Here is a 2412-nt window from a genome sequence, read left to right as displayed (position 1 = left end):
GGGGTTTTACAGCTCGGCGGCTACGGTGTTTGCGCCGAAAAGTACGCCGGTGCCCGATTGGGAGAGTCTGCGCGGCAAGACGCTCTGTGCGCCGGCCACGAGTGTGTGGGTGCGGCCGTTCGAGAGTCGCTATGGCGTGCAGTTTGCGTCGTTTAATGGCACCGCCGAGGTGCGCAAGGCGGTGGCGGACAGCCGTTGCCTGGGGGCGATGGGGGACGATGCGTTGTACAACGCCCTCGCCCGTCAGCCGGAATGGGCCGACTACGAGGTCAAGCTGCCAGGCCAGGCGCCGGCGCGTGGGGGATTGCCCTGCGCAAGGGCCAGCCCGCGTTGTTGGCGGCGGTGTCGAGCATTGTCGAAGGCTGGCATGCCAATGGGCTGATCATCGAGCTGGAGCAGCGTTACGCCCTGGCGCCGAATGCCTGGGTCGCGCAACAGCATGCGCAGGCACGCCATGAGTGAGGTCAGCCTGCGCCTGTGGCTGGAACAACACGGCCTGTCGCTGAGCATCGTCTGGGACCCGATGGACCGTCAGCGCTTTCTGCTGGGCCTGGGCCTGACGTTGCTGTTGTCCCTGGCGAGTATCGCGCTGTCGTTGTTGATCGGTGCCATCGGCGCCGCCGGCCTGGGTTCGCGCCAAGGGCTGTGGCGCGGGATCAGCGGCGCGTATGTGGCGTTGTTTCGCAACACGCCGTTGTTGGTGCAGTTGTTCTTTTTCTACTTCGGCCTCGGTGCGTTGCTGCCGCTGGTGGACGGTGTGCGCCTGCTCAACGGCACGCAGTGGGCGATCATCGTGATCGCCTTGCACAGCGGCGCGTTCCAGGCGGTGAATCTGCGCGCCGGAATTGATGCCGTACCCCGCGCCACCCTCCAGGCGGCGGCCGCCCTGGGCATGCAGGAGCGCACGGTGCTGCGCCATGTCGTGCTGCCGCTGGCGCTGCGCAACAGCCTGCCGGCGATGGGCAATACGGTGGTGCAGACCATCAAATCGACCTCGATTGCCTACGCGATTGCGGTGCCGGAGTTGCTCTATGCGAGCAACCGGATCTGGTCCGACAACTTCAATGTCGCCGAGATGATGCAGGTGCTGTTGCTGGTCTGGCTGGTGCTGATCGGCCTCAGCAGTTGGCTGTTGCGCCGCCTCGAACATCACCTGCGCCTGCCGGGCCAGGAGTTGCCGAATGCAGCCTGAACCTTCGCCCCTGTTGCTGCTATGGCAATGGGCACCCGCGCTGCTGCAAGGCTTTGGCCTGAATATTCTCATGGGCGTCACGGCGATGCTGGTGGCGACGATCCTGGGTGTCGCCCTCGGTAGCCTGCAAGTCAGCGCCCACCCGCACCTGCGCCGGGGTGCCGGGCATCTGAGCCGTTTGTTGCGCAACCTGCCGTGGCTGGTGGTGATGTTCTACGTGGCTTACCTGCTGCCCTACGAAGTGCAGTGGGCCGGGCGTTGGTGGCAGTTGCCGGACTGGCTGAAAGTCGCGCTGGGCCTGGCGCTGCCTGCCATCGGCTATCTCTCGGAGATTGTGCGCGGCGGCGTGTACGCGGTGCCGCCCGGCCAGTGGGAGGCCGCCCAGGCCTTGGGGCTGCGCCATGGCCAGGCGCTGCGCTACGTGATCATCCCGCAGACCCTGCCAAGCCTGGTGGCGCCGTGGATGAACCTGTATTGCGCGGTGACCATGTCCACGTCCCTGGCCAATCTGCTGGGTGTGGAAGAGCTGATGACCACCCTGCAATCGCACCTCTCCAGCCAGTTGCGCAGCGACCTGCTGCTGCCCGCCTATGGCGTGGTGTTTATCGCGTTCTTTCTCTACATCTACCCCCTTTCACGCTGGGCCAGGCGGCTGGAACGCCGATGAGCCTTTCGACGAGACCCGCCACCATGCGCGACGACACCTTGCTGACCCACCTCGGCCGCGATCCGGCCAACCATGCCGGCACCGTCAACACCCCGGTGTATCGCAGCTCGACCTTTATCTGGCCCGATACCAGCACCCTGCAAAATCACCTGCAACAGGCCGACGACCCGCACTATCGCAGTCATATCTACGGGCGCAACGGCAACCCCACCACCGCCGCGTTCGAAGACGCGGTGGCCGAGCTGGAAGGCGGCTTTCGCGGACTGATCATGCCCAGCGGCCTGGCGGCGATTGTCGGTGCGGTGTTGGCGGTGGCGCGGGCCGGCGACCACATCCTGGTCACCGACAACTGCTACTGGCACGCACGCCAGGTGTTTGACCAGATCCTGCCGCGCTATGGCATCCAGGCCAGCTATTTCGCGCCGATGCTCGGCGCGGACATCGCCGGGTTGCTGCGCCCGAATACGCGCCTGGTGTATGCCGAAGCGCCCGGCTCCAGCACCTTCGAAGTGCAGGACATTCCCGCCATCGCCCGTGCGGCCCACGCCCATGG

Annotated in this window: 4 protein-coding genes; all 4 read left to right on the top strand. The window is 65.8% G+C overall.

The genetic code is table 11. From position 1 onward, the window contains the following. The coding region (locus IQK56_RS30930) for a type 2 periplasmic-binding domain-containing protein (protein ID WP_206691997.1) at window positions 1-382 on the top strand (382 nt) is incomplete at its 5' end. 72 nt (window positions 383-454) lie between these two features. Further along, window positions 455-1192 (top strand): amino acid ABC transporter permease, encoded by a 738-nt coding sequence (locus IQK56_RS29415; protein WP_193864001.1) that lies wholly within the window; start codon window positions 455-457, stop codon window positions 1190-1192. Beyond that, window positions 1182-1859 carry an amino acid ABC transporter permease gene (locus IQK56_RS29410; RefSeq protein ID WP_193864000.1) on the top strand — a complete coding sequence of 226 codons (678 nt, stop codon included), beginning with the start codon at window positions 1182-1184 and terminating at the stop codon, window positions 1857-1859. The genes IQK56_RS29415 and IQK56_RS29410 overlap by 11 nt, the downstream gene beginning before the upstream one ends. Then, window positions 1856-2412, top strand: a 557-nt coding sequence (locus IQK56_RS29405; RefSeq protein WP_246500313.1) for a PLP-dependent transferase, incomplete at its 3' end; no start/stop codon positions are given. The genes IQK56_RS29410 and IQK56_RS29405, both read left to right, overlap by 4 nt.

The organism is Pseudomonas cyclaminis (assembly GCF_015163715.1).
In the GTDB taxonomy this organism is placed as follows: domain Bacteria; phylum Pseudomonadota; class Gammaproteobacteria; order Pseudomonadales; family Pseudomonadaceae; genus Aquipseudomonas; species Aquipseudomonas cyclaminis.
This window is presented reverse-complemented; position numbering and strand designations above follow the sequence as displayed.

Bases quoted from the DNA above. Each gene is read 5' to 3' on its own strand.
- IQK56_RS29415 (WP_193864001.1), top strand. From the start codon at position 455: ATGAGTGAGGTCAGCCTGCGCCTGTGGCTGGAACAACACGGCCTGTCG.
- IQK56_RS29410 (WP_193864000.1), top strand. From the start codon at position 1,182: ATGCAGCCTGAACCTTCGCCCCTGTTGCTGCTATGGCAATGGGCACCC.